Origin of the sequence: Mycolicibacterium madagascariense, assembly GCF_010729665.1 — a bacterium.
Classification (GTDB): Bacteria; Actinomycetota; Actinomycetes; order Mycobacteriales; family Mycobacteriaceae; genus Mycobacterium; species Mycobacterium madagascariense.
The window spans coordinates 2,153,108-2,179,089 of sequence record NZ_AP022610.1; the positions used below are offsets into that span (position 1 = coordinate 2,153,108).

Consider the following 25,982-nt stretch of genomic DNA (forward strand, 5'->3'; position numbering starts at 1 on the left):
TCAGCCCGCCAGCGCCGGGCTCTTCAGGATGTCGTCGGCCGTCACGGGATCGGTGACGAGGTGGTTGAAGTAGCCGCCGCGGGCGCCCGCGATGATGGAGTCGACCTTCTCCTTGCCGACCGCCACCGCTATCGTCACCGGAATGTGTTGCAGGGCAGCGAGTTCCACTGCAATCAACCGCTCGCCGTCCTCGAAGTCGACGGGTGCGCCGGTGCGGTCGTAGAACCGCGAGCAGACGTCGCCGACGGCGGCCCGCAGCGACGTCGAACCCGTGGGGACGAAGCGGGGGATGTCCGAGCGGCTCAGCGGCGGCGCGCCGACGCCCATCAGCGCGCAGCGGGCGTGGGGCCACAGGTGCAGCACGCGCTGGATGCTCGGGTCGTTCAGCAGTGACTGGTACAGCTCGACGCCGGGCAGCGCCGGGGCGAACAGGTAATTCGCCCGTCCGCCAATGCGATTGGCCACCAGTCGGGTGATCTCGTTGGTCTGGTACCACTCCTCGGGCTGGTCGTTGCCGCCCACGGTCGGCGCGACGACCACCCCCGGCAGGGGTACCAGCTCGTACTGGGCGACCTCGTAGACCGTCCGGCCCGACGACACCAGCAGCACGTCGCCGGGGAGCAGGCCGGCCTCCCCGAGGGCCCGGCCGACGGCGGGTGCCAGAGCGCGGCCCATCACGTCGACCAGGGCGCGGCCCGCCCCCGGCGTCGGCAGCGGGGGGCACAGGTACACCGACGTGAGCGCGAGCGCGCGTGCCAGGCGGTCGGCCAGGTCGCCGTGACGCGCCTCGGCGGGCGGCACCACCTCGATCCTCACGATGCCCTGGCGTTTGGCCTCCGACAGCAGTCGGCTGACCGTCGCACGGCTGGTGCCGAGTTGCTGGGCGACCTCGGCCTGGGTGGCCTCGTCCTCGTAGTAGAGCCGGGCGGCCGCGTACAGGAGGGCGGCCGGAAAGTGGCTGCCCTCAGCGTCACTCGGGGCACCGTCACCCAGCTGGTGGGGCGGCGGTGGAGGGGCCGACCGTGGCATGAAGCGAGTATGGCACCGAGCATGTGTTCTGAGAAGAATTTTGCTGAACATACGTTCTGGACAAATGTGCACGCACTGGATACTGTGACCGGAGCCACAGGTTAAGGAGCCACGATGTCCGACCAGATCCCCGAGAAGATGCAGGCCGTCGTCTGTCACGGACCGAACGACTACCGCCTCGAAGAGGTGGCCGTGCCGCAGCGCAAGCCGGGCGAGGCGCTCGTTAGGGTCGAAGCCGTCGGCATCTGCGCCAGCGATCTGAAGTGCTACCACGGGGCCGCCAAGTTCTGGGGTGACGAGAACCGGCCCGCCTGGACCGAGACCATGGTCATCCCCGGCCACGAATTCGTCGGCCGGGTCGTCGAACTCGACGACGACGCCGCCGCCCGGTGGGGCATCGCCGTCGGCGACCGCGTGACCTCCGAGCAGATCGTCCCGTGCTGGGAGTGCCGCTTCTGCAAGCGCGGGCAGTACCACATGTGCCAGCCCCACGACCTCTACGGCTTCAAGCGCCGCACCCCCGGAGCCATGGCCACCTACATGACCTATCCCGTGGAAGCGTTGGTGCACAAGATATCCGGTGACCTCCCGCCCGCGCACGCCGCCTTCGTCGAGCCGCTGTCCTGCTCGCTGCACGCCGTCGAACGCGCGCAGATCACGTTCGAGGACACCGTCGTGGTGGCCGGCTGCGGACCCATCGGTCTCGGCATGATCGCCGGGGCCCGCGCCAAGAACCCCATGCACGTCATCGCCCTCGACATGGCTCCGGAGAAGCTCGAGCTCGCCAAGAAGTGCGGCGCCGACATCGTCATCAACATCGTCGAGGAGGACGTCGAGAAGATCGTCAAGGACCTCACCGACGGTTACGGCGCCGACGTCTACCTCGAGGGGACCGGCCATCCCTCGGCCGTGCCCCAGGGCCTGAACTCGCTGCGCAAGCTGGGCCGCTACGTCGAGTACGGCGTCTTCGGCAGTGACGTCACCGTCGACTGGAGCATCATCAGCGACGACAAGGAGCTCGACGTCCTCGGCGCGCACCTCGGCCCCTACTGCTGGCCCGCCGCCATCAAGCTCATCGAGTCCGGCGTGCTCCCGATGGACGAGATCTGCACCCACCAGCTGCCGCTGACCGAGTTCCAGAAGGGCCTCGACCTCGTCGCGAGCGGCAAGGAGTCGGTCAAGGTCTCCCTCATCCCGGCCTGAACCCACCCGAACTAAGGACAACTCGACGATGAGTCTCAATCGACGTGCCCTGCAAGGGCCCCAGCTGTCGCGGCGAAACATGTTGGCGGCGTTGGGCGTTGCCGGAGCGGCGGCCGCCAGCCTGCCCGTGCTGAGTGCCTGCGGTGTCGGCGGCAAGGCCAGCGCACCCAACGGGGCGGGAGAGGTCACCGGCGGCTTCGACTGGAAGAAGGCCTCCGGCCAGACCATCAACATCCTGCAGACCCCGCACCCCTACCAACTGTCGTATCAACCACTGCTGGCCGAGTTCACCGAACTCACCGGCATCAACGTCAACGTCGACCTGGTTCCGGAAGCGGACTACTTCACCAAGCTCAACACCGAGCTGGCCGGTGGGTCGGGCAAGCACGACGCCTTCATGCTCGGCGCCTACTTCATCTGGCAGTACGGACCGCCCGGGTGGATCGAGGATCTGAACCCGTGGCTGCACAACGCGTCGGCCACCAGTGCCGACTACGACTTCGAGGACATCTTCGAGGGCCTGCGCACCTCCACCCGGTGGGACTTCACCCTCGGCAACCCGCTGGGCACCGGTGGCCAGTGGGCCATCCCCTGGGGCTTCGAGAACAACGTCGTCGCCTACAACAAGCGGATCTTCGACGAGAAGGGCATCAAGAAGCTGCCCGACACGCTCGACGACTTCATCCAACTCGCCGTCGACCTGACCGATCGCTCGCAGAACCGCTACGGCATCGCCACCCGCGGGTCGAAGTCGTGGGCGACCATCCACCCCGGCTTCATGACGCAGTACACCCGCGAGGGGGCCGTCGACTACCACTTCAACGGCTCCGAGCTCATCGCGGAGATGGACAGCGACAAGGCGATCGCGTTCACCAAGAGGTGGATCGACATGCAGCACCAGGCCGGTCCGACGTCGTGGACAACCTACGACTATCCCAACGCCACCGGCGATCTCGGCGACGGCAAGGCCATGATGGTGTTCGACGCCGACAGCGCGACCTACCCGAAGAACAAACCGGGCGCGAGCAAGGAGGCCGGCAACCTCGGTTGGTACCCGGGGCCCGCCGGTCCCGACGGCAACTACAAGACCAACCTGTGGACCTGGAGTTGGGCCATGTCGGCCAACAGTCGCCACAAGCTGCCCGCGTGGTTGTTCATCCAGTGGGCCACCGGCAAGGAGTCGATGAACAAGGCGGTCGAAGGCGGCACGTACGCCGACCCGGTGCGAAAGTCGGTGTTCGACACCACCTTCAAGCGGGTCGCCGCAGACCAGTTCGGATACCTCGAGACGTTCGAGACCGTGATCGGCCAGTCCAAGATCCAATTCACCCCGCAGAAGAAGTTCTTCGACACCACGCAGAACTGGGCGGTGGCGCTGCAGGACATCTACGGCGGTGACGACGCGGCATCGCGGTTGCGCAGCCTCGCCAAGACCAACACCTCCAAGGTCAACCTCTAGGAGCTCGGGCCAATGACAACCCAGACATCCACGGCGCCCGCTACGTCGCCGCAGCAGCCGCAGCGCACCCGGGCCCGCACGCTGCCCCAGGTCCCGACGTGGCGGCGCAAGCTGCGGCCCTACCTCCTGTCGATCCCCGCACTGGTGATCGTCGTCGGCATCCTCTATCCCTTCGTGGTCGGCGCGTACTACGCGTTCCTCAACTACGCAGCGGTCAACCCGCACCCACACTTCGTGTGGTTCGACAACTTCACGTCCGTGCTGGGCGATCAGGTGTTCTGGTCGAGTGTGAAGACCACGGCGATCTTCGCCGTCGCGGCGACCGCGGTCGAGACGGTCCTCGGCGTCGGCCTGGCCCTGCTGCTCAACCGGTCCAGCATCGTCGGCAAGATCTTCGAGAAGGTCCTGATCCTGCCGCTGATGATCGCCCCGGTGATCGCGGGCGTGATCTGGAAGCTGATGTTCAACCCCCAGTTCGGCATCCTGAATCACGTGCTGGGACTGGGTAATACGTTCGACTGGCTGTCGAGTTCGCACGCCCTGTTCTCGGTGGTGCTGGTCGACCTGTGGATCTTCACCCCGTTCGTCGCCATCCTGGTGCTGGCGGGCATCCGCTCGCTACCCAAGGAGCCGTTCGAGGCGTCCGAAGTCGACGGCGCCAGTTGGTTCTACATGTTCCGCAAGCTGATGCTGCCGATGCTGTGGCCCTACATCCTGGTCGCCGTCATCTTCCGGTTCATGGACAACCTCAAGGTGTTCGACCACATCTACGTCCTCACCGCGGGTGGCCCCGGCGTGGCGACCCGCACCCTGCAGATCGGTGCCTTCGAGGACTCGATCATCAACCTGGACTACTCCCGGGGCAGCACCTACATGCTGCTGCTCTGGATCATCGTGTTCATCACCGCTCGCTATCTGGTGAGCGTGCTCGGCAAGGCGCAGCGTCGTGCTGCGGGAGCGGAGTCCTAAGACCATGGCCTTCACCAAGTTCAAGCCGACCCGCAGTGAACTGCTGCCCGGTCAGAAGCGGTTCGGCGTGGGATCGGTCGTCGCCGACGTCGGTCTCGTCGGCTGGTTCGTCTTCTCGCTGTTCCCGATCGTGTGGATGGTGATCCTCGCGCTGAAGAACGCGCAGGAGCAGACCACCACCTACTTCCAGTTCAGCCCCACGTGGTCCAACTTCGCGACCGTGGTGTCCGACAAGGGCACTCGGATGACGAGCGTGGACTTCAAGACCGCGCTGCTGACCAGTCTGCTCAACTGCGGCGGGGCCGTGATCGTCTCGCTGGTGATCGGCATTCCGGCGGCGTATGCGGCCGGCCGGTGGAAGTACCGGGGCAGCAACGACCTGATGTTCCAGATGCTGTCGTTCCGCTTCGCGCCGGAGCTGATGGTCATCGTGCCGCTGTTCGTCATCTACAACCAGATCGGTCTCTTCGACACCAAGGTCGGCATGATCTGGGTCCTGCAGTTGGTCACGATGCCGCTGGTGGTGTGGATCCTGCGCTCCTACTTCGAAGACCTGCCGGAGGATCTCGAGCAGGCTGCGCTCCTGGACGGCTACACGCGATCTAGGGCCTTCGTCATGGTGGCACTACCCATCGTGCGCCCCGGCATCGCGGCGGCGGCGCTGCTGGCGTTCATCTTCGCCTGGAACAACTACGTCTTCCCGCTGATCCTCGCCGACAGCAATGCGGGCACCGTGACCGTCGCCATCACCAAGTTCCTCGGCGGTGGCGGCCAGGCCTACTACAACCTGACCGCGGCGGCGGCGATCATCGCGGCCCTACCGCCGCTGATACTGGCGCTCACCATCCAGCGATACCTGGTGCGGGGCTTGTCCTTTGGGGCGGTGAAGGCCTGATGGCCACCGTATCGCTCAAGGGCCTGTCCAAGTCCTACGGCAAGACGCGCGGGGTCAGCGACCTCACGGTCGACATCGCCGACGGTGAGTTCTTCGTCATCCTCGGCCCCAGCGGCGCGGGCAAGACGACGACCCTCAAGTCGGTGGCCGGCCTGGTGGACGTCGACGGCGGATCCGTCACGATCGGGGGCAACGACGTCACGCTCGTCGAGCCCTACCACCGCAACGTCGCGATGGCGTTCGAGAGCTATGCCCTCTATCCCCAGAAGACGGTCGGCGAGAATCTGGCGTCACCGCTCAAGTCCGGTCGGACGGGCAAGTACACCGACGCCCAGCAGCGCGAGCGCATCGACCAGGTCACCACGACGCTCGGAATCAACCACTTGCTCAAGCGCTTTCCGCGGGAGCTGTCCAACGGGCAGCGCCAGCGCGTCGCGCTCGGCCGGGTGCTGGTCCGGCCGGCCGACGTGTACCTGCTCGACGAACCGCTGAGCCACCTGGACGCCAAGCTGCGCGCCGCGATGCGCGCCGAGCTCAAACAGCTTGGCGCCATGTCGAAGACGACCACCGTGTACGTCACCCACGACTACCAGGAGGCGCTGGCGCTCGGTGACCGCATCGCGGTGCTGAGAGACGGCTCGCTGGTCCAGATCGGCACGCCGGAGGAGATCTGGCGCCGTCCCGCGGACACCTTCGTGGCCCGCGCGCTCGGTCAGCCGGAGATCAACCTCCTCGACGGCGAGGTCGAGGACGGCCGGATCAGGGTCGGATCGGGCGCGTTCGACCTGCCCGTGCCCGCCGGGCTGACCGTCCGCGGCGGCGATCGCGTCCGAGTCGGCCTGCGGCCGTGCGACATTCACGTCGTCCGCGGCGAGACCGGGTCGGCTCCGATCACCGGCAGCGTCGTGCTGGCCGAGCGGCTGGGCCGCAACATCGAGCTCACCGTCGACACCGGTGGCGAGCAGTTGATCGTGCTGACCTCGGGACGCGACGGCGTCGACGAGGGTGCGACGGTGGCCATGACGGTCGCCGACGACGACGTCCACGTGTTCGCCCCGGGGGAGGGCGACACCGCCCGGCTGGGCGCCGACGACCGAGATCTGGAGGCTGCACGGTGACCGCGACCACGACCGACGTCCCGAAGACGACCACCGCTCAGAGCCTGACGCTGACCGACCTGGTGAAGACCTACGCCTCCCGGGGGCGCGAAAGCGTCACGGCGGTCAAGGGAATCGACCTGGCGATCGAGGCGGGCGAACTGGTCGCGCTGCTGGGTCCCTCCGGGTGCGGGAAGACGACGACGCTGCGCATGATCGCCGGGCTGGAGACGGTGACGAGCGGCTCGATCCGCATCGGCGACCGCGAGATCTCCCAACTGCCCGCCTCCAAGCGCGGCATCGGCGTCGGGTTCGAGAGCTACGCGCTCTACCCGCCGCTGTCGGTGCGCGAGAACCTGCTCTACGGGTTGAAGGCGCGCAAGGTCAAGGGCGCCGAGCAGATGGTGGCCAGCATCAGCAGCCGCCTCGAGATGGACGAGCTGATGGACCTGCGGCCTGCGGGTCTGTCGAGCGGCCAGAAGCAGCGCGTCGCGCTGGCCCGCGCGCTGGTGCGCAATCCGCCGGTGCTGTTGCTCGACGAACCGCTGAGCCATCTCGACGCCTCTGCGCGGCAACGGGTTCGGCGGGAACTGAAGGTGCTGCAGCGGGAGTTCGGCTACACCACGATCGTGGTGACGCACGACCAGGTCGAGGCGCTGTCGCTGGCCGACCGCCTCGCCGTGATGGACGCCGGTGTCGTGCAGCAGTTCGGGACGCCCGACGAGGTGTTCGACGACCCCGCCAACCTGTTCGTCGCCGAGTTCGTCGGCGAACCCCAGATCAACGTGCTGCGCGGAGTGACCAAGCACGTCGACGGCCGCGTACACGTCGAGATCGGTTCTCGCGCAGGCGCTTTGGCGACCGCCGTGACCGACGTCCCCGACGGGACCGCGGTGTCGGTGGGAATCCGGCCGCAGGACTGCACCCTGTCGGCGGACGGTCCCGGGCTGCGCACCACGGTCGCGTACTTCGAGCACCTCCTGGAGTTCGGGTTGGCGACGAGTACCGTGGCGGGCATCGAGGAGGGCATCGTCGTGCAGACCCCGGCGCAGGAGGTCTACGAGCCCGAGCAGGAGGTCGTCATCGGGGCCCCGCCCGAACGGGTGTACCTGTTCGACGCCGACACCGGAGAGCGATTGCGATGACCACGTTGTTCAACGATCCGGCGCGGTTCACCGAGGACATGCTGGTCGGGTTCCTCGACGCCAACGCGGGTTACGTCGCCGGGGTCCCCGGCGGCGTGGTGCGCGCGCGGGAGACGCCGCCGGGCAAGGTTGCGGTCGTCATCGGCGGCGGGTCGGGCCACTATCCGGCGTTCTGCGGGACCGTCGGGGTGGGTTTCGCCGACGGCGCGGTCGTCGGCAACATTTTCACCTCGCCGTCGGCCGAGGAGGCCGCGTCCGTGGCCCGCGCCGCGCACGGCGACGCGGGCGTGCTGCTCACCACCGGCAACTACGCGGGTGACGTGATGAACTTCGGCCTCGCGGTGACGCAGCTGCGCAGCGAGGGCATCGACGCGCACTACTTCGCCGTCACCGACGACGTCGCCAGCGCGCCGAAGGGCGAGGAGTCCAAGAGGCGGGGCATCGCCGGCGACTTCACGGTCTTCAAGTGCGCGTCCGCCGCCGCCGAGGACGGCCTGGACCTCCAGGGCGTCATCCGCGTCGCAGAGGCGTCGAACGCGGCGACGCGGACACTCGGCGTGGCGTTCGACGGATGCACGCTGCCCGGCGCGGACCACCCGCTCTTCACGGTCCCCGAGGGCCACATGGGCGTCGGTCTCGGCATCCACGGCGAGCCGGGCGTGCGCGACGAGCCGTTGCCCACGGCGGACGAACTCGCCGCCACGCTCGTCGACGGCGTCCTCGGTGACGCACCGGCCACCGACTCGACCCGCCTCGCGGTGATCCTCAACGGGCTGGGCCGCACCAAGTACGAGGAGCTTTTCGTGGTGTGGGGCACCGTCGCGCGGCTGTTGCGCGAGCGCGGCTACGAGGTCGTCGAGCCCGAGGTGGGCGAGCTCGTCACCAGCCTGGACATGGCGGGGTGCTCGCTGACCGTGATGTGGCTCGACGACGAACTCGAGAGGTACTGGCGGGCACCGGCCGACTGTCCCGCATATCGCAAGGGCGTTGCACGACAAGGGGATTCGGGGGAGCGTCGCGTCGATGCCGCCGCGTCGGCCGCGGCCCCGACCCAGGACGTGGCCGCGCTCGCCGACGACGAGGGCCGGGCCGGCGGACGGTTCGTCGTGACGGCGCTGAACGCGATCGCCGACGTGCTGGCCGACGCCGAGGACGAACTGGGTCGCATCGACGCGGTCGCCGGCGACGGCGACCACGGCCGCGGCATGGTCAAGGGTTCGTCGGCCGCGCGCGTCGCCGCGGCCGAGGCGTCCGACGCCGGTGCCGGTCAGGGCTCGGTGCTCGCCGCGGCGGGCAAGGAGTGGGCCGCCAAGGCGGGCGGCACCTCCGGGGTGCTGTGGGGTGCGCTGCTCGCCGCGGTGGGCGCTCGACTCGGGGACACCGGCCGACCCGACCCGGCCACCGTGGGCGCGGCGATGCGCGACGGCTACGACGCGTTGATCCAGCTCGGCGGCGCCGCGCCGGGGGACAAGACGATGCTCGACGCGATGCTGCCGTTCGTCGACGACCTGCAGCACCGGATCGCCGACGGCGCGTCGTGGCGCGACGCCTGGCGGGCGGCCGCCGACACGGCGACCGACGCCGCGGCCGCCACCGCCGACATGCGGCCCAAGGTGGGGCGCGCGCGCCCGCTGGCCGACCGCAGCGTCGGGACCCCGGACGCCGGCGCCACGTCCCTGGCGATGTGCGCGCACGCGGTCGCCGATTGCTTCGCACTGACTGCCAAGGGAGATGGCTCGTGACCGGATGGCGGATCGTCGTCGGATCGGACGACGCGGGATATGAGTACAAGGAGGCCCTCAAGGGCGACCTGCTGGCCGACGACCGCGTCGCCGAGGTGACCGACGTCGGCGTGGGCCCGGACGAGAACACCGCCTATCCGCACGTCGCGGTCGCGGCGGCACGGATGGTGGCCGAGGGCCGGGCCGACCGGGCACTGCTCCTGTGCGGAACCGGTCTCGGCGTCGCGATCAGCGCGAACAAGGTGCCCGGCATCCGGGCGGTCACGGCCCACGACGGCTTCTCGGTCGAACGTTCGGTGCTGTCCAACAACGCTCAGGTGCTGTGCTTCGGGCAGCGCGTCATCGGTCTGGAACTCGCCCGTCGGCTCGCCAGGGAATGGCTCGGCTACGAGTTCGACCCGACCAGCGCCAGTGCCGAGAAGGTCGATGCGATCTGCGGCTACGACCCCGTCGCGCCCTGATCCCACGCCGCACTCTGTCCCAAAACTGGGAATCGCGCTGAAATGTCCGGTTACGGGCTTGCTGGGAAGTCGCTTCGTGTTTCTAATTACATTAAGCGGGCTGCTCGGGGATCGGGCCCGTGTCGGCACCCCGGTGGTCGGTCGCGGGGGTACCGACGAGGTGAAACTCAGCGTCCTAGGAATGGCTCGTTTCATCGGCATGAACTGCGGATTTGGTGCAGATAGCGAGTTGCTGGCGAATTACCGACTCGGCTAACCGAGAGTTGCCACAAGGCGACGCCGATGGGTATTTCCCACCGGCTGGCGAGCCGACATATTTGCTGCCCACGGTATGGCCGCCACTTTCCCGCCAGAATGGTGATAGCTGACCACCTTCGTGTGGAACAATTGGCGCCATTACCCGCCGTTGAGGCTGCCGACTGGGAGTGACATGACCGTGTCAACGCATCTGCGCATCGCAGCGGGCGTGTGCGTGCTTTCCACCGGCCTGACGATGGCCGGCGTGAGCGCAGCCGTCGCCGCCGCCGAGACCGGCTCCGACGGCGCGGGCGCCGGCGCCGGCGCCAAGAGCACCCAGAACTCCAAGCCCCAGGACGGCACGGGCGCCACCCCGGACGCCGGGAGCCCCAGCCCTGCCAAGCCGGTCCCCAACGTCGGGGATCTGTTGCGCACGCAGGTGCAGAACGGACTGGCGGGCATCGCCAGCACCATGAACTCGCTGCCCAAGCCGGGACTGCCCACGGCGGGCTCCTTCAAGACACCGAAGACCACGTTCGGCGGTAGTCCCACGGTGCACGGCAGCGTGCCTGCCGCGTCGTCCGGATCGGTGACCCCCAACCCGCTGTCGAGTGCGGGTGATGCCGCAGCCGGCGCGGCCTCCGCAGCCGGTGGCGCGCTCTCATCCGCCGTGGGAGCCGCCGGTCAGGCCGCGACGTCCGCCGTTGGAGCCGCAGGCCAGACGGTGTCCGCCGCAGCGGGCGCCGCCGGTCAGGCTGCCTCGACCGCCGCCGGTGCCGCGGGTCAGGCCGCCACGAACGCCGCCCTCGCCGCCAACGACGCCATCTCGACGGCCGCCGAGACCGTCGCGGTCCCCGTCGCGCAAGTGGTCACCTCCGTGCAGAGCATGCTGTCCTCGGTCGCCGGCGCCGGAGCCGCACTCGGTCAGCTGCCCGCCGACCTGTCCGATCTGCTCGGCGTCGACGGCGCGATCCCCGCGACGGACGGGACCGGCTCGACGCGTGCCCTGCCCGACGCCATGACCGCCCCCGTCACCGGCACGGGTGAGCAGCCCACCGCCACGCTGCCGGCTCTGCCGGGAATGGCGAATCTGCCCGGCGCGATCCCGTCCACCACACCGGTTCTGCCCATCAGGTACACGGCCGCGCAGGCGAACGAGGCCGCTGCGGCCGCCGCCCCGTCCACGGGTGAGAACGCCGCCGGCGACGTCCTGTCGATGGTCGAACACGTCATCGGCGCCGTCGTGGCGTCGGTGTCCCTGACGGCGTTGCTCGCGGTCGCACTGCCCGGCCTGGGCGCCCTCGTCGGCGCCTGCGCGGCAGGCATCCGGGTCGGCTACCGCCAGGCCAAGGCGGGCGCCGAACTGCCGGGGACGGCGATCTCCCGCTTCGTCGGCTCGGGTCCCGTCGGCGTCGTGCGGTCGGGTTCGCAGATCGCGTGGCGTCCGCGGATGGCCCGCCCCGAACTGCGGCGCCCCGCCGCCGCCCGCACGCTGCGCATCGTCTCCTCGGCCCCGGAGTCGGCCGAGTTGCTCGATCACGCCGTCTGAGGCGTTCGAAGGTCAATTCGTCACCTGGCGTGCACGGACACGACACGCGGTGATTGCCGTCGCGCTGTCCTGCTGAACCACCGTGCTGGCTATGAGCACCGCGTCCGTACTCATCGCCCACGAGGACACCACCGCAGCGGCGGGAACGCCGCGCTACACCCTGCTGCTCAGCACCGACCCCACGCTCGTCGAGGACGCGCAGCGACTGCGCTACGAGGTGTTCACCTCCGAACCCGGCTTCGATCTGAGCAACGGCCACGACCACGGGCGCGACGCCGACCGGTTCGACGAGTTCTGTGACCACCTCCTGGTACGGGAGGACGGCTCGGGCGAACTCGTGGGCTGCTATCGCATGCTGCCGCCGCCGGGCGCGATCGCCGCGGGCGGGTTGTACAGCGCCACCGAGTTCGACGTCACCGAGCTGGACCCGCTGCGCCCCAGCCTCGTCGAGATGGGTCGTGCCGTCGTCAGGGCCGACCACCGCAACGGCGGCGTGGTGCTGCTGATGTGGGCGGGCATCCTGGCCTACCTGGACCGGTGCGGCTACGACTACGTCACCGGCTGCGTGTCGGTACCGGTCGCCGGTGGCACCGCGGAGAAGCCCGGCGCGCAGATCCGCGCCGTGCGCGACTTCGTGCGGACCCGCCATGCCAGCGACTACACGGTGGTGCCGCACCGGCCCGTCGTCCTGGACGGCAGGGGGCTCGACGACATCGCCCCGCCCGCCAAGGTCGACGTGCCGCCGCTCATGCGGGGCTACCTGCGCCTCGGCGCCAAGGTGTGCGGCGAGCCGGCCCACGATCCCGACTTCGGGGTCGGCGACTTCCCGGCGCTGCTCGACAAGCGCCAGGCCGACGTCCGCTACCTGCAGCGGTTGCGCTCGGTGTCCACGGCGACGAACGCGGCGAACCGATGAGCAGCCATCAGGTGCTGCGTGAGAGTCCGTGGCTGCCCCGGTCGACCTGTGATGCGTCCTGCGTGCGCACCGAGACCGTCGGCCGCGGACTGCACCGCGTGCTGGCCGTCGCCCGCACCGTCCTGCGGGTGCTGTGCGCGGTGGTGCTCCTGCCCGCCGCGGCGCTGCTCGCGCTCCCGCTGCCCGGCAAGGCGCGCGTGCAGCGCCTCTACTGCCGACTGATGCTGCGCAGCCTCGGCGTGCGGATCAGCATCACGGGTGGTCCCATCCGCAACCTGCGTGGCGTCCTGGTGGTCAGCGGTCACGTGTCCTGGGTCGACGTCTTCGTCATCGGCGCCGTGCTGCCCGGCTCGTTCGTCGCCAGGGCCGATCTGATCGAATGGCCCGCCCTGGGCTTCCTCGCCCGCCTGATGAAGGTCATACCCATCGAGCGGTCCAGCCTGCGCCGGCTGCCCGACGTGGTGCGCGCCGTCACCGAACGGCTCGGCGCCGGGCACACCGTCGTCGCGTTTCCCGAGGGCACGACCTGGTGCGGACTCGGCTACGGCAGCTTCCGGCCCGCGATGTTCCAGGCCGCCATCGACGCCGGCAGGCCCGTACAGCCCCTGGCCCTGACCTACCGGCACCGCGACGGCGCGCCCTCGACGATCCCGGCGTTCATCGGTGACGATTCGCTGGTGGCCTCGGCGCGGCGGGTCGTCACGGCGCGGCGGACCACCTGCCACGTCCGGGTGCAGTCACTCGAGTTGCCAGGGCAGGACCGGCGGGAGCTGGCGCACCGATGCGAGGCGGCCGTGCGGGGCGCTGCGCCGATCGGGGTCCGTAGCGGGGCGGGGCACGCGCTCGTCGCCTGACGCCGACCCGCCTGCCGGTATCCTTGACGGGCCATGAGTGCCGTCTATCTGGATCACGCCGCCACCACCCCGATGCACCCCGCTGCCATCGAGGCCATGACGGCGGCGCTGGCCACCGTCGGCAACGCATCGTCGCTGCACACGACGGGTCGAGCGGCCCGCCGTCGGATGGAGGAGGCCCGCGAGACGCTGGCCCGTTTGCTCGGCGCCAGACCCTCCGAGATCGTCTTCACCGCGGGCGGCACCGAGAGCGACAACCTCGCCGTGAAGGGCATCTTCTGGGCGCGCCGGGACGCCGACCCGAAGCGGCGCCGAATCATCACCAGCCCCGTCGAACACCACGCCATCCTCGACGCGGTCGACTGGCTCGTCGAGCACGAGGGCGCCGAGGTGACGTGGTTGCCGGTGACCCCCGACGGGGCCGTCGCCACGACGGCGCTGCGCGAGGCGCTCGAGGACCACGACGACGTCGCGCTCGTCACGATCATGTGGGCCAACAACGAGGTCGGCACGATCATGCCGATCGCCGAACTGGCCGCGATCGCCTCGGAGTTCGACGTGCCCATGCACAGCGACGCGATCCAGGCGGTGGGTCAGTTGCCGGTCGACTTCGCGGCCAGTGGCCTCTCGGCGATGAGCATCGCCGCCCACAAGTTCGGTGGCCCGACCGGTGTCGGCGCCCTGCTGCTGCGCCGCGACACGGCCTGCGTGCCGCTGCTGCACGGCGGCGGCCAGGAGCGCGACGTGCGTTCGGGCACACCGGATGTCGCGGGCGCGGTGGCGATGGCCGCGGCGGCCGTCGTGGCCGTCGACGGGCTCGAGGCCAACCGCGCCAGGATCTCGGCGCTGCGCGACAGGCTCATCGACGGGGTCCTCGCCTCGCTCGACGACGTCGACCTCAACGGCGCCGACGGCGACGGACGGCTACCGGGCAACACGCACTTCACCTTTCGCGGCTGCGAAGGCGATGCACTGCTGATGTTGTTGGACGCCAAGGGAATCGAGTGCTCCACCGGATCGGCCTGTACCGCCGGGGTGGCGCAGCCGTCACACGTCCTCATCGCCATGGGCGCCGACCCGGCCAGCGCCAAGGGATCGCTGCGACTGTCGTTGGGACACACCAGCACCGACGCCGACGTCGAGGCGGCGCTCGCCGTGCTGCCCGCCGCCGTCGACCGGGCCCGGCAGGCGGCCCTGGCCAGCGCGGGGCGGAAGTGACCAAGCGGGTCCTCGTCGCGATGAGCGGCGGCGTCGACTCATCGGTGGCCGCGGCCCGCATGGTCGACGCCGGGCACGACGTCGTCGGCGTGCATCTGGCGCTGTCGTCGTCGCCGGGCACGCTGCGCACCGGATCGCGCGGATGCTGCTCCAAGGAGGACGCCGGGGACGCGCGCCGGGTCGCCGACATCCTCGGCATCCCCTTCTACGTATGGGATTTCGCCGATCGCTTCAAGGAGGACGTGATCGACGACTTCGTCGCGTCCTACGCCAGGGGCGAGACGCCCAACCCGTGCGTGCGGTGCAACGAGAAGATCAAGTTCTCCGCCCTGTCGGCCCGTGCCCTCGCGCTCGGCTTCGACGCGCTGGCCACCGGCCACTACGCCAGGCTCACCGACGGTCGGCTGCGCCGGGCCGTCGACTCCGACAAGGACCAGTCCTACGTCCTCGGCGTCCTCACCGAGGATCAGTTGGCGACCGCGATCTTTCCGATCGGCGACACCCCCAAACCGCAGATCCGCGAAGAGGCCGCCCGGCGCGGGCTGGCCGTCGCCGCCAAGCCGGACAGCCACGACATCTGCTTCATCCCGTCCGGTGACACCCGGGCATTCCTCGGCGCGCGCATCGGCGTGCGCCGCGGCGCGGTGATCGACGGTGGTGGCTCGGTATTGGCCGAACACGATGGCGTGCATGGCTTTACGATCGGCCAGCGCAAGGGCCTCGGCATCGCGGGCCCCGGGCCCGACGGCCGCCCGCGCTACGTCACGGCGATCGACGCCGACACGGGCACCGTGCACGTCGGCGACGCCACCGACCTCGAGGTGCGGACCCTGGTGGGGGAGCGGCCCGTCTTCACCTCGGGCGCGCCGATGGCCGGACCCGTCGAGTGCGAGGTCCAGGTTCGCGCGCACGGCGGCCTGGCCGCCGCGGTCGCCGAGGTCCGCGACGGCAGGCTCGTCGCGGAGCTGCGCAGCCCGCTGCGGGGGGTGGCCCCCGGCCAGACGATGGTGCTCTACCGTCCCGACCCCGACGGTGACGAGGTGCTCGCCAGCGCGACGATCGCCCGCGCCGACGCCTAGCCCGGAATCCGCCCCAGGATCGCGGCCATCACCCGCTGCGGCACCGGGGCGCTGAAGGCACACGACATGACCTCGACGAGCACCACCGACTTCACTCGGTAGTCGCGGTCGCACCCGCTGTCCTGCGTCAACTCAATCGCGTCACCGGTCGCCGTCCAGGTGGCAAGGAAACCCGACGTCGTCGACCCGCACTGGGCCACCCGCCCGGCGAGCGCCTCGAACGCGCCGCGGGCCGTCGGAAGGTCGCGGTAGCCCGCCGCGCCCTGCGAGATCAGCGCCCCCTGCGGCGGGTCCTGATACGTGGTCTCGTGGAAGTCCTCGACGTCCGAGCCGAACGTCTGCGTCTCGGCGAAGAGCCAGGCGCACTGCGCGGGCACGCGGCTGGCGAACACGTCGATGTCGACCGGTGATTTGCCGTCCATCGTGGGGACGATCGTCAGCGGATCGCCGGCGCCGGTGATCGATTGCATCTCGGATTGCTCGAGGAGGACGCCGTCGACGTCGACCACCGACGCCGGGTGGTCGTCGGAGTCGGGTGCGGCCCGCACGGCACGACCGGTGACCGGCACGGCGCATGCCGCGGTCAGCGCCACCGCGCCCACCGTGACCAGCACGGTGTGGGCAAATGCGGCCATGGTCGACGGTAACTCTTCTGACCGACCATCGAATACTGTTGGCGCGTGAGCGTCTTCGCCGCGGCAACCGGCATCGGATCCTGGCCAGGCACGGTGGCGCGCGATGCGGCCGGCGTGGTCGTCGGCGAACTGCACACCCTGACCCACCTCGTCGAGCTGCCCGCGCGCGGCGTCGGCGCCGACCTGATCGGCCGCGCCGGAGCGCTGCTCGTCGACATCGGGATCGACACCGTGCCCCGCGGCTACCGCATCGCCCCTGGCCGCAGCTCCGTACTGCGGCGCGCGGCGAGTCTGCTCGACGAGGACGTCGACGCGCTGGAGGAGGCCTGGGAGCGGGCCGGGCTGCGGGGCGGGACGCGCGCGGTCAAGGTGCAGGCGCCGGGGCCCATCACGCTGGCCGCGCAACTCGAGCTGGGCAATGGTCACCGCGCGATCACCGACGCCGGAGCCGTTCGCGACCTCGCGGGCAGCCTGGCCGAGGGCATCAGGCTGCACCGTGCGCAGGTCGCCCGCCGCTTGGAGGCGACCGTCGTGGTGCAGCTCGACGAACCGTCGCTGCCCGCTGCCCTGGCTGGGCGATTGACGGGCGTGACCAGCTTCGCGCCGGTGCACGCCGTGGACGAGCCGTTCGCCCAGAGCCTGCTCGACGAGTGCGTGGCCACCATCGGAGGTGAGGTCGCGCTGCATTGCTGCGCGCCGGAGCTGCCGTGGCGGATGCTGGGGCGCAGCGCGCTGGCCGCCGTCTCGGTGGACACCGCCACCCTGACCGCGGCCGATCTCGACGGCATCGGCGAGTTCGTGGAGGCCGGCCGCGTGGTGCAACTCGGGGTGGTTCCGGCGCAGGCGCCCGACCGCAAACCCTCATCCGAGGAGGTGGCTAAGGCCGCGGCGTCGATCACCGATCGTCTTGGGTTTCCGCGCGACGTCCTGCGGGAACGCTGTGGCATCACGCCCACGTGTGGGCTCGCCGGGGCGACGGCCACCTGGGCGAGGGCGGCCGTCGAACTGGCGCAAAAGGTAGCCGATGGCATTACCGAGGACCCCAGCGCGGCGTAGGGTTATTGACGCACGCGATCGCTCAGGGAGGCCCGTGGCTAAGTCGATGAAGGGCGTGGCGGCTGGCGCCGCGGCGGTGTTCGCCATCTCGATGGCGAGCGGACCCGGCATCGCCGTCAGCTCGGCCGACCACGGGAGAGCCACGCCAGGTCCCGCCGCGGGCACCGAGGGCGGACTCGGCGCGCACGGTGGTCTGAGCCACCTGGGCCGCCACGACTCTCGCGACGGCGATCGACACGACCGCAGAAGGGGCGACCGGGCCGATCGGGACCGGGGTGTCGGCGGTCCCCACGGTCCGGACGGGGGTCGCGGCCACCGGCAGGGTTCGGGCGGGCCCGGCGGCCGGACGCAGGGTGGCGGCGGCCAGAGCACGGGAACCACCGCGGGTCGCGGCACCTCGAGCGTCTCGGCGGTCCGACCAGCCACCGCCACCGTCACGCCCGCCGCCACCGTCACGCCCGCCGTCACGCGCCCCGCCGCCACGCGCCCGGCGACGTCTGCGGTCGCCCCGTCGTCGAACCCGACCACCGACGCCGTCGGTGTCGTACCCGCCGCCGTCGGCCCCACCGTCCTCGCGCCCGCGAGCGGCGGCGGGGTGGGGTTCGCCGGGTCGGCGATACCGAGCTTTCTGACGCCGGTCGTGACCTTCGGCGACGGACGATCACCGGCCTACCAGGCGCCGCCGCCCGCCGGCGACATCGGCGGGCCGGTGGCCGAGCCGACCATCGACCGGGCGACGACGCCCATCTACCGTCAATTCGAACCCGTTGCGCCACAGCCGATTCCGGCGCCAGCGCCCGCGGCGACCATGACGGCCGTCCCGTGGCCGCTGGCCGATACCCCGGTGCCGTCGATGTGGCGACGCGTGCAGCCGGGCTGGCCCGCGGGCGCACTCTTCGGCATCGCCGGGCTGCTGCTGGCGCCGATCGGCGGAATCTGGCTGGGGCACCGCCAAGCCCGGGCGACGAAGGCGGCGTCCCAGCTCGTCGGCCGTTAGACCGTGCGCAGATCCTTGCGCAGGATCTTCCCCGACGCCGACTTGGGGATCGCGTCGATGAATGCCACCTGGCGGACCTTCTTGTAGGGCGCCACGTGGCTCGCGACGAACTCCATCACCTCGGCTTCGGTCAGCTCCGCGCCAGATTGCTTGACCACGAACGCCTTTGGCACTTCCTCGCCCGACTCGGCGTCCACGACACCGATGACGGCGGCGTCGCCGATGCCGGGGTGGCTGAGGAGCACCGCCTCGAGTTCGGCGGGCGGCACCTGATAGCCCTTGTACTTGATGAGCTCCTTGAGCCGGTCGACGATGTAGACGCAGCCCGTCGAGTCGACGCGCGCCACGTCGCCGGTGTGCAGGTAACCGTCCTCGTCGATCGTCTGGCGGGTGGCCTCGTCGTTGCCGAGGTAACCGGCCATGACGTTGGGGCCCTTGAACCAGAGTTCGCCGGTCTCGCTGAGACCCGATGCGGGAGGGTCGATTTCGACTCCCTCGTCGGAGACGATCTTGCTGACGGCGTTCGGGACGGTCCAGCCGCACGAGCTCAGCGGCGCGACGGAACCGATCGCCTGCTGCCCGCCGTCGGGCGGGGTGATGTGGCTGACCGGGCTCAGCTCGCTCATGCCGTACCCCTGGACCACGTGACACTTCAGCCGTGCGGCCACGGCGTTGCCCAGTTCCTCGTCGAGCGGTGCCGCGCCGGACATGATGCTGCGCAGGCTCGACAGGTCGAAGGAGTCCACCAGCGGATGCTTGGCGAGGGCGACGGCCACCGGCGGCGCGATGAACGCATGCGTGCAGCGATGTTCCTGGATGTTGCCGAGGAACTTCTCCAGGTCGAAGTTGGGCATGATGACCAGCCGCGCGCGGGCGTGCAGCGCGGCGTTGAGCAGCACGGTCATGCCGTAGATGTGGAAGAACGGCAGCACCGCGAGGATGCGGTCGTCGGGCGTCATGCCCTGCAGCGGACGGATCTGCGCGACGTTGGCGGCCAGGTTGCGATGGGTGAGCATGACGCCCTTGGGGTTGCCCGTGGTGCCCGAGCTGTAGGGCAGCGCCGCCAGGTGGGTGGCGGGGTCGAACGTCACCTCCGGTGCGGGCGTGCCGGCGGCCGCCAGGTCCTCGGCGTTCGGATGTCCGTCGACGGCCGCGCCGGGTCCGTCGAGCACGACGACGCGGTCGGCGCCCAGCCCGACGGCGGCCGCCCCCTCGACGGCCTGCGGGGCCAGCGCTGCCACCGTGACCAGCAGCGTGGCGCGCGAGTCCGCGAGCTGCTTGCCGATGTCCTTGGCCGTGAAGAGCGCGTTGACGGTCGTCGCGGTCGCACCGGCCCGGAGGATTCCGTGGAACGCGATGGCGAACGCGGAACTGTTGGGCGCCAACAGCGCAACGACGTCACCGACGCCGATGCCACGGTCGGCAAGCGCCCCGGCGAACGCGTCGATGCGGGCGATCATGTCGCCGTACGTCGTCTCCGCGCCCGTGGCCGCGTCGACCAGTGCGACGCGCTCGGCGGCGTCGGCGGCATCGGCGAAGAGGTAGTCGTAGACGCTGGTGGTGGGAATCTGGACCTGGGGGAAGGGGCTCGCGAAACTCATCGTGCCCTGATCGAACCACGTCGGCCCGGCGGTGGGTAACCCCTGGTCGAGCTCGGCGGTCGGGTTCGCCGACGGTCGACGGGGGCGAGGGTGTCGGACGCCTCGGATAATCTCCGTCAGGTGAGCTCACCTGACGCCGACGTCCGTCGCGAGTGGCAGCAGCTGGCCGACGAGGTGCGCGGCCATCAGTTCCGCTACTACGTCAAGGACGCCCCGATCGTCTCCGACGGAGAGTTCGACGCGCTGCTCGGTCGGCTGACGGCGCTGGAGGAGCGCTACCCGGAGCTGCGTACCCCCGACTCGCCGACCCAGCTCGTGGGCGGTGCGGGCTTCGCGACGGACTTCAGCTCCGCCGACCACCTCGAGCGAATGTTGAGCCTGGACAACGTGTTCAACACCGACGAGCTGTCGGCGTGGGCGGCGCGCCTGACCGGAGAGGTCGGCGCCGATCCCGAATTCCTGTGCGAACTCAAGATCGACGGGGTCGCGCTGGCGCTGGTGTATCGCGACGGGGTCCTGGTGCGCGCGGCCACCCGCGGTGACGGCCGCACCGGTGAGGACGTCACGCTCAACGCCCGCACCATCGACGACATCCCCGAACGCCTCGCGCCCAGCGACGACTACCCGGTGCCCACGACGCTGGAGGTGCGCGGCGAGGTGTTCTTCCGGCTCGCCGACTTCGAGGAGCTCAACGCCGGTCTCGTCGCCGAGGGCAAGGCGCCCTTCGCCAATCCCCGCAACAGCGCGGCGGGCTCGCTGCGGCAGAAGAACCCGGCGGTCACGGCGCGGCGCAAGCTGCACATGATCTGCCACGGCCTCGGTCGCGCGGAGGGCTTCACCCCGGCCACGCTGCACGACGCCTACCTCGCGCTCAAGGCCTGGGGACTCCCGGTGTCCGACCACACGACCCGCGTGACGGGCATCGAGGCGGTCGGCGAGCGCGTCGCCTACTGGGGTGAGCACCGCCACGACGTCGAGCACGAGATCGACGGGCTGGTCGTCAAGGTCGACGACGTCGGCCTGCAGCGCCGCCTCGGCGCCACGTCGCGCGCCCCGCGCTGGGCGATCGCCTACAAGTACCCGCCCGAGGAGGCCACGACCAAGCTGCTCGACATCCGCGTCAACGTGGGCCGCACCGGACGCGTCACCCCGTTCGCCTACATGGAGCCCGTGAAGGTCGCCGGGTCCACGGTGGGACTGGCGACGCTGCACAACGCCTCCGAGGTCAAGCGCAAGGGCGTCCTGATCGGCGACACCGTGGTGATCCGCAAGGCGGGCGACGTCATCCCCGAGGTGCTGGGTCCGGTGGTCGACGTCCGCGACGGCAGCGAGCGCGAATTCGTGATGCCGACGACCTGTCCGGAGTGCGGCACCCCGCTCGCCCCCTCCAAGGAGGGCGACGCCGACATCCGCTGCCCGAACGCGCGGTCCTGCCCGGCGCAGCTGCGGGAGCGGGTGTTCCACGTGGCGGGCCGCGGCGCCTTCGACATCGAGGGTCTGGGCTACGAGGCCGGGATCGCCCTGCTGCAGGCCGGGGTCATCACCGACGAGGGCGACCTGTTCTCTTTGACCGTCGACGACCTGCTGCGCACGGATCTGTTCACGACGCAGAAGGGCGAGCTGTCGGCCAACGGCAAGCGCCTGCTCGCCAACCTCGGCAAGGCCAAGCAGCAGCCGCTGTGGCGCGTGCTGGTGGCGCTGTCCATTCGCCACGTCGGGCCCACCGCGGCCCGCGCACTGGCCGGGGAGTTCGGCAGCCTCGAGGCGATCGAGTCCGCCACCGAGGAGCAGCTGGCGGCCAGCGAGGGCGTCGGCCCGACGATCGCCGCCGCCGTCGTCGACTGGTTCACCGTGGACTGGCATCGGGCGATCGTCGCCAAGTGGCGCGCGGCCGGCGTGCGCATGCAGGACGAGCGCGACGCCAGCATCGCGCGGACCCTGGAGGGGTTGTCGATCGTCGTCACCGGATCGTTGACCGGGTTCTCCCGTGACGAGGCCAAGGAGGCGATCCTGGCCCGCGGCGGCAAGGCGGCGGGATCGGTGTCCAAGAAGACCGCCTACGTCGTTGCCGGTGACGCGCCGGGCTCCAAGTACGACAAGGCGATCGAACTCGGCGTGCCCGTGCTCGACGAGGACGGGTTCCGACGGCTTCTCGAGAACGGCCCCGACGAGGCGCCCGCCGGCGAGGGCTCGGGCGCGGAGGCCGACGACGACGGCTCGGCCGAGGTGCCCGCCGGCGAGGGCTAGCGGACGATGGTCGCCACGATCCCGCTGAGGTAGCCGAGGCGGGCGACCTCCGACGGTCGGAAGTCCGGTCCGCCGGGACGCCCCAGGATGACGGCCGTGTGGTGGTCGCCGAGCGGTGCGGCGGCGAGCGTGGTGTCGAAGTCGCGCCAGACCTGCGGGATCCAGTCGGCGGTGCCGTCGAGGGCCTCGGCGTGTTCGAGCGGCAGCCAGGGGGCCGATTGGGCGGCGGTCTCCGGCGCCCCATGGCTCGCGGCCACCACCTCGAGCCCGGTGGCGTCGGGCCCGGTGTCGCAGAGCCGCAGCACCATGCACCAGCCGACGCGCAGCACCTTGGGCGCCTCGTCGGCGAGCACCTGCAGCTTGTCGTGCTTGGTGGGCGCGGCGGCGATGTGGTCGATGAGCTCCAATTCGCGGTGCGCCTCGAGCAGGCCGGTGTGCGGGCGGATGCTGTCGACGTAGACACCGCTCAGCTTCTCGGCGGCCGTGATGAGCATGTCGGGCATGGCGCCGGGGGGCAGGTCCACGACCAGGTCGTCGACGGCGAACCCGGCCGTGCGCTCCACCACGTCCAGGGACAGGATGTCGGCGCCCACCGACCCGAGCGCCACGGCGAGCGAACCGAGGCTGCCGGGCCGGTCCTCCAGCTGGACCCGCAGCAGATAAGACGGCACGGCTGACACTGTTTCACGCGTGGCGGGCGCGTTGCGAGTCGGAAAGCCCGGCGCAGCGCGGATCCCCGCGGTGACTAGGCTTGGCGGTCGTGTCGCAGATCTCGCAGGACGACGTCGCCCACCTGGCGCGTCTGGCCCGGCTCACCCTGTCCGACGACGAGCTGAAGAGCTTCGCCGGCCAACTGGATGCCATCCTGGCGCACGTCGGTGCGATCCAGGCGGTCGACGTTACCGGCGTCGAAGCCACCGACAACCCGTTGAAGAGCGTCAACGTCACCCGGCCCGACGTGGTCGCGCCGTGCCTGACGCAGGACGAGGCGCTGGCCGCCGCGCCCAAGGCCGTCGACGGCCGCTTCGGTGTGCCCCGCATCCTGGGGGAGTCGCAGTGAACGACCTGGTCCGGCTCGACGCGGCCACCCTCGGTGCGAAGATCGCCGCGAAGGACGTCAGTTCGACCGAGGTGACGCAGGCCCATCTCGACCAGATCGCGGCCACCGACGACCGCTACCACGCGTTCCTGCACGTCGAGGCCGACGCTGCGCTGGCCCAGGCCGGTCGCATCGATGCCGCCGTCGCTGCGGGAGAGTCGCTGCCGTCGCCGCTGGCAGGCGTCCCGCTGGCGTTGAAGGACGTGTTCACCACGGTCGACATGCCCACGACGTGCGGCTCGAAGATCCTGCAGGGCTGGCGTTCGCCCTACGACGCGACGGTGACGGCGCGGTTGCGAGCGGCCGGGCTGGCGATCCTCGGCAAGACCAACATGGACGAGTTCGCGATGGGCAGCTCGACGGAGAACTCCGCCTACGGCCCGACCCGCAACCCGTGGGACGTGGAGCGCGTACCCGGCGGCTCGGGGGGCGGCAGTGCCGCCGCGCTCGCCGCGTTCCAGGCGCCGCTGGCCATCGGCTCCGACACGGGTGGCTCCATCCGCCAGCCCGCCGCGCTGACCGCGACCGTCGGGGTCAAGCCGACCTACGGAACGGTGTCGCGGTACGGGCTCATCGCATGCGCGTCGTCGCTGGATCAGGGCGGCCCGTGCGCGCGCACGGTCCTCGACACGGCGCTGCTGCACCAGGTGATCGCCGGCCACGACCCCCGCGACTCGACGTCGGTGGAGGCGGCCGTGCCCGACGTCGTCGCCGCGGCGCGGGAGGGAGCGCGGGGCGATCTGACGGGCGTCCGCGTCGGCGTGGTCAAGCAGTTGCGCAGCGGCGAGGGCTACCAGCCGGGCGTGCTGTCGTCGTTCCACGCCGCCGTGGAGCAGTTGACCGCGCTGGGCGCCGAGGTGACCGAGGTGGACTGCCCCAACCTCGACCATTCGCTGGCGGCCTACTACCTGATCCTGCCGTCGGAGGTGTCGAGCAACCTCGCCCGCTTCGACGCGATGCGCTACGGGCTGCGGGTCGGCGACGACGGGACGCACAGCGCCGAGGAGGTGATGGCGTTGACGCGGGCCGCCGGGTTCGGCCCAGAAGTCAAGCGCCGCATCATGATTGGCACCTATGCGCTGTCGGCGGGCTATTACGACGCCTATTACAACCAGGCGCAGAAGGTGCGCACGCTGATCGCCAGGGACCTCGAGCGGGCCTACCAAAGCGCCGACGTGCTGATCTCGCCCGCCACCCCGACGACGGCGTTCCGGCTGGGCGAGAAGGTCGACGATCCGTTGGCGATGTACCTGTTCGACCTCTGCACACTGCCGTTGAACCTGGCGGGGCACTGCGGGATGTCGGTGCCGTCGGGGCTGTCGCAGGACGACGGATTGCCCGTCGGCCTGCAGATCATGGCCCCCGCGCTCGCCGACGACCGGCTCTATCGCGTCGGTGCGGCTTACGAGGCGGCCCGCGGTCCGCTGCCGACCGCGCTCTGACGGGGGAGGATACGACCATGCGCATCGGAGTTCTCACCGGCGGCGGCGACTGTCCTGGACTGAACGCGGTCATCCGCGCCGTCGTCCGGACGTGCGACGCCAGATACAAGTCCTCGGTCGTCGGATTCCTCGACGGCTGGCGAGGTCTGTTGGAGGATCGCAGGATTCAGCTCGCGAACGACGACCGCAACGACCGGTTGCTCGGCAAGGGCGGCACGATCCTCGGCACCGCCCGGGTCAACCCAGACAAGCTGCGGGCCGGGCTGGACCAGATCAAGCAGACGATGGAGGACAACGGGATCGACGTGCTGATCCCCATCGGCGGCGAGGGCACGCTGACCGCGGCGCACTGGCTGTCGGAGGAGAACGTCCCCGTCGTCGGGGTGCCGAAGACCATCGACAACGACATCGACTGCACCGACGTCACCTTCGGTCACGACACGGCGCTGCAGATCGCCAGCGACGCGATCGACCGGCTGCACAGCACGGCCGAGTCGCACCAGCGCGTGATGCTCGTCGAGGTGATGGGACGTCACGCCGGCTGGATCGCGCTGAACGCCGGGCTCGCCTCGGGTGCGCACATGACGCTCATTCCCGAGCAGCCGTTCGACGTCGAAGAGGTCTGCCGACTGATCAAGCAGCGATTCGTCCGCGGTGATTCGCACTTCATCTGCGTGGTGGCCGAGGGCGCCCAGCCCGCCGAGGGCAGCATGGCGCTGCGCGACGGAGGCATCGACGAGTTCGGGCACGTCAGGTTCACCGGCGTCGCCCATCAGCTCGGCGTCGAGATCGAGAAGCGCATCAAGAAGGAGGTGCGCACCACCGTGCTCGGCCACGTGCAGCGCGGGGGCACCCCGACCGCCTACGACCGCGTGCTCGCCACCCGCTTCGGGGTCAACGCCGCCGACGCCGCGCACTCCGGCGAGTACGGGATGATGGTGTCGCTGCGCGGTCAGGAGATCGGCCGCGTCCCCCTCGCCGAGGCGGTCAAGCAGTTGAAGCTGGTCCCGCAGGGCCGCTACGACGACGCGGCGGAATTCTTCGGCTGACCC

Annotated in this window: 23 protein-coding genes; 19 read left to right on the top strand and 4 right to left on the bottom strand. The window is 70.4% G+C overall.

What is annotated here, in order from left to right:
* Positions 1–1,029 carry a sugar-binding transcriptional regulator gene (locus G6N60_RS10185; RefSeq protein WP_163736121.1) on the bottom strand — a complete coding sequence of 343 codons (1,029 nt, stop codon included), beginning with the start codon at positions 1,027–1,029 and terminating at the stop codon, positions 1–3.
* Between the two features lie 114 nt (positions 1,030–1,143).
* Between G6N60_RS10185 and eltD the strand changes: the two genes are divergently transcribed.
* The 13 genes from eltD to mnmA all read left to right on the top strand — a co-directional run bounded on the left by eltD (position 1,144) and on the right by mnmA (position 15,853).
* Positions 1,144–2,232 carry an erythritol/L-threitol dehyrogenase gene (gene eltD, locus G6N60_RS10190; RefSeq protein WP_163736124.1) on the top strand — a complete coding sequence of 363 codons (1,089 nt, stop codon included), beginning with the start codon at positions 1,144–1,146 and terminating at the stop codon, positions 2,230–2,232.
* Between the two features lie 79 nt (positions 2,233–2,311).
* Positions 2,312–3,691: an extracellular solute-binding protein gene (locus G6N60_RS10195; RefSeq protein WP_372511074.1), complete on the top strand. Its 1,380-nt coding sequence runs from the start codon at positions 2,312–2,314 to the stop codon at positions 3,689–3,691.
* 12 nt (positions 3,692–3,703) lie between these two features.
* A complete protein-coding gene (locus G6N60_RS10200) occupies positions 3,704–4,660 on the top strand; it encodes a carbohydrate ABC transporter permease (RefSeq protein ID WP_163736129.1) in 957 nt (318 codons plus the stop codon).
* Between the two features lie 4 nt (positions 4,661–4,664).
* Positions 4,665–5,555 (top strand): carbohydrate ABC transporter permease, encoded by an 891-nt coding sequence (locus tag G6N60_RS10205; protein ID WP_163736134.1) that lies wholly within the window; start codon positions 4,665–4,667, stop codon positions 5,553–5,555.
* A complete protein-coding gene (locus tag G6N60_RS10210) occupies positions 5,555–6,673 on the top strand; it encodes an ABC transporter ATP-binding protein (protein WP_163736136.1) in 1,119 nt (372 codons plus the stop codon). Before G6N60_RS10205 ends, G6N60_RS10210 begins: the two co-directional genes overlap by 1 nt.
* Entirely contained in the window at positions 6,670–7,797 is a 1,128-nt protein-coding gene (locus G6N60_RS10215; protein ID WP_163736140.1) for an ABC transporter ATP-binding protein, read from the top strand. Before G6N60_RS10210 ends, G6N60_RS10215 begins: the two co-directional genes overlap by 4 nt.
* A complete protein-coding gene (locus G6N60_RS10220; RefSeq protein ID WP_163736143.1) occupies positions 7,794–9,539 on the top strand; it encodes a dihydroxyacetone kinase family protein in 1,746 nt (581 codons plus the stop codon). Before G6N60_RS10215 ends, G6N60_RS10220 begins: the two co-directional genes overlap by 4 nt.
* The gene (locus G6N60_RS10225; protein ID WP_163736146.1) at positions 9,536–10,000 is read left to right on the top strand and encodes a ribose-5-phosphate isomerase; all 465 of its coding nucleotides are present in this window, start codon (positions 9,536–9,538) and stop codon (positions 9,998–10,000) included. The genes G6N60_RS10220 and G6N60_RS10225 overlap by 4 nt, the downstream gene beginning before the upstream one ends.
* A 430-nt stretch (positions 10,001–10,430) precedes the next feature.
* The gene (locus tag G6N60_RS10230) at positions 10,431–11,786 is read left to right on the top strand and encodes a hypothetical protein (protein WP_220100363.1); all 1,356 of its coding nucleotides are present in this window, start codon (positions 10,431–10,433) and stop codon (positions 11,784–11,786) included.
* Between the two features lie 91 nt (positions 11,787–11,877).
* Positions 11,878–12,702 (top strand): GNAT family N-acetyltransferase, encoded by an 825-nt coding sequence (locus G6N60_RS10235; protein WP_163736152.1) that lies wholly within the window; start codon positions 11,878–11,880, stop codon positions 12,700–12,702.
* Complete coding sequence (locus G6N60_RS10240; protein WP_163736155.1) at positions 12,699–13,556, top strand: lysophospholipid acyltransferase family protein; 858 nt, start codon at positions 12,699–12,701, stop codon at positions 13,554–13,556. The genes G6N60_RS10235 and G6N60_RS10240 overlap by 4 nt, the downstream gene beginning before the upstream one ends.
* Positions 13,557–13,589: 33 nt before the next feature.
* Positions 13,590–14,774 (top strand): cysteine desulfurase family protein, encoded by a 1,185-nt coding sequence (locus G6N60_RS10245; protein ID WP_163736158.1) that lies wholly within the window; start codon positions 13,590–13,592, stop codon positions 14,772–14,774.
* On the top strand, positions 14,771–15,853 hold the full coding sequence (gene mnmA, locus G6N60_RS10250) for a tRNA 2-thiouridine(34) synthase MnmA (RefSeq protein ID WP_263992072.1): 1,083 nt from the start codon (positions 14,771–14,773) through the stop codon (positions 15,851–15,853). Before G6N60_RS10245 ends, mnmA begins: the two co-directional genes overlap by 4 nt.
* Here mnmA and G6N60_RS10255 read toward each other — a convergent pair.
* Positions 15,850–16,488: a sensor domain-containing protein gene (locus G6N60_RS10255; protein WP_163736162.1), complete on the bottom strand. Its 639-nt coding sequence runs from the start codon at positions 16,486–16,488 to the stop codon at positions 15,850–15,852. The two genes, mnmA and G6N60_RS10255, sit on opposite strands and share 4 nt — an antisense overlap.
* Before the next feature lie 45 nt (positions 16,489–16,533).
* On the opposite strand from G6N60_RS10255, the gene G6N60_RS10260 reads away from it, so the two are divergent.
* Positions 16,534–17,544, top strand: coding sequence for a uroporphyrinogen decarboxylase/cobalamine-independent methonine synthase family protein (locus G6N60_RS10260; protein WP_163736164.1), 1,011 nt, complete (start codon positions 16,534–16,536; stop codon positions 17,542–17,544).
* Positions 17,545–17,578: 34 nt separating this feature from the next.
* Positions 17,579–18,541: a hypothetical protein gene (locus G6N60_RS10265; RefSeq protein ID WP_163736167.1), complete on the top strand. Its 963-nt coding sequence runs from the start codon at positions 17,579–17,581 to the stop codon at positions 18,539–18,541.
* Here the strand turns inward: G6N60_RS10265 and G6N60_RS10270 are convergent.
* A complete protein-coding gene (locus G6N60_RS10270; protein WP_163736170.1) occupies positions 18,538–20,142 on the bottom strand; it encodes a 4-coumarate--CoA ligase family protein in 1,605 nt (534 codons plus the stop codon). The two genes, G6N60_RS10265 and G6N60_RS10270, sit on opposite strands and share 4 nt — an antisense overlap.
* Before the next feature lie 120 nt (positions 20,143–20,262).
* Here G6N60_RS10270 and ligA point away from each other — a divergent pair, with 120 nt between their 5' ends.
* Positions 20,263–22,389: an NAD-dependent DNA ligase LigA gene (gene ligA / locus G6N60_RS10275; protein WP_163736172.1), complete on the top strand. Its 2,127-nt coding sequence runs from the start codon at positions 20,263–20,265 to the stop codon at positions 22,387–22,389.
* Here ligA and G6N60_RS10280 read toward each other — a convergent pair.
* Positions 22,386–23,069, bottom strand: a complete 684-nt coding sequence (locus G6N60_RS10280) for an ACT domain-containing protein (protein ID WP_197746931.1) — start codon at positions 23,067–23,069, stop codon at positions 22,386–22,388. The genes ligA and G6N60_RS10280 overlap by 4 nt on opposite strands.
* Before the next feature lie 80 nt (positions 23,070–23,149).
* Here G6N60_RS10280 and gatC point away from each other — a divergent pair, with 80 nt between their 5' ends.
* The 3 genes from gatC to G6N60_RS10295 are packed head-to-tail and all read left to right on the top strand — an operon-like array spanning position 23,150 to position 25,979.
* Positions 23,150–23,449: an Asp-tRNA(Asn)/Glu-tRNA(Gln) amidotransferase subunit GatC gene (gene gatC / locus G6N60_RS10285; protein WP_163736178.1), complete on the top strand. Its 300-nt coding sequence runs from the start codon at positions 23,150–23,152 to the stop codon at positions 23,447–23,449.
* Positions 23,446–24,930 carry an Asp-tRNA(Asn)/Glu-tRNA(Gln) amidotransferase subunit GatA gene (gatA, locus tag G6N60_RS10290; protein WP_163736181.1) on the top strand — a complete coding sequence of 495 codons (1,485 nt, stop codon included), beginning with the start codon at positions 23,446–23,448 and terminating at the stop codon, positions 24,928–24,930. Before gatC ends, gatA begins: the two co-directional genes overlap by 4 nt.
* Before the next feature lie 17 nt (positions 24,931–24,947).
* Positions 24,948–25,979 (top strand): ATP-dependent 6-phosphofructokinase, encoded by a 1,032-nt coding sequence (locus G6N60_RS10295; RefSeq protein WP_163736184.1) that lies wholly within the window; start codon positions 24,948–24,950, stop codon positions 25,977–25,979.
* Positions 25,980–25,982: the final 3 nt, after the last annotated feature.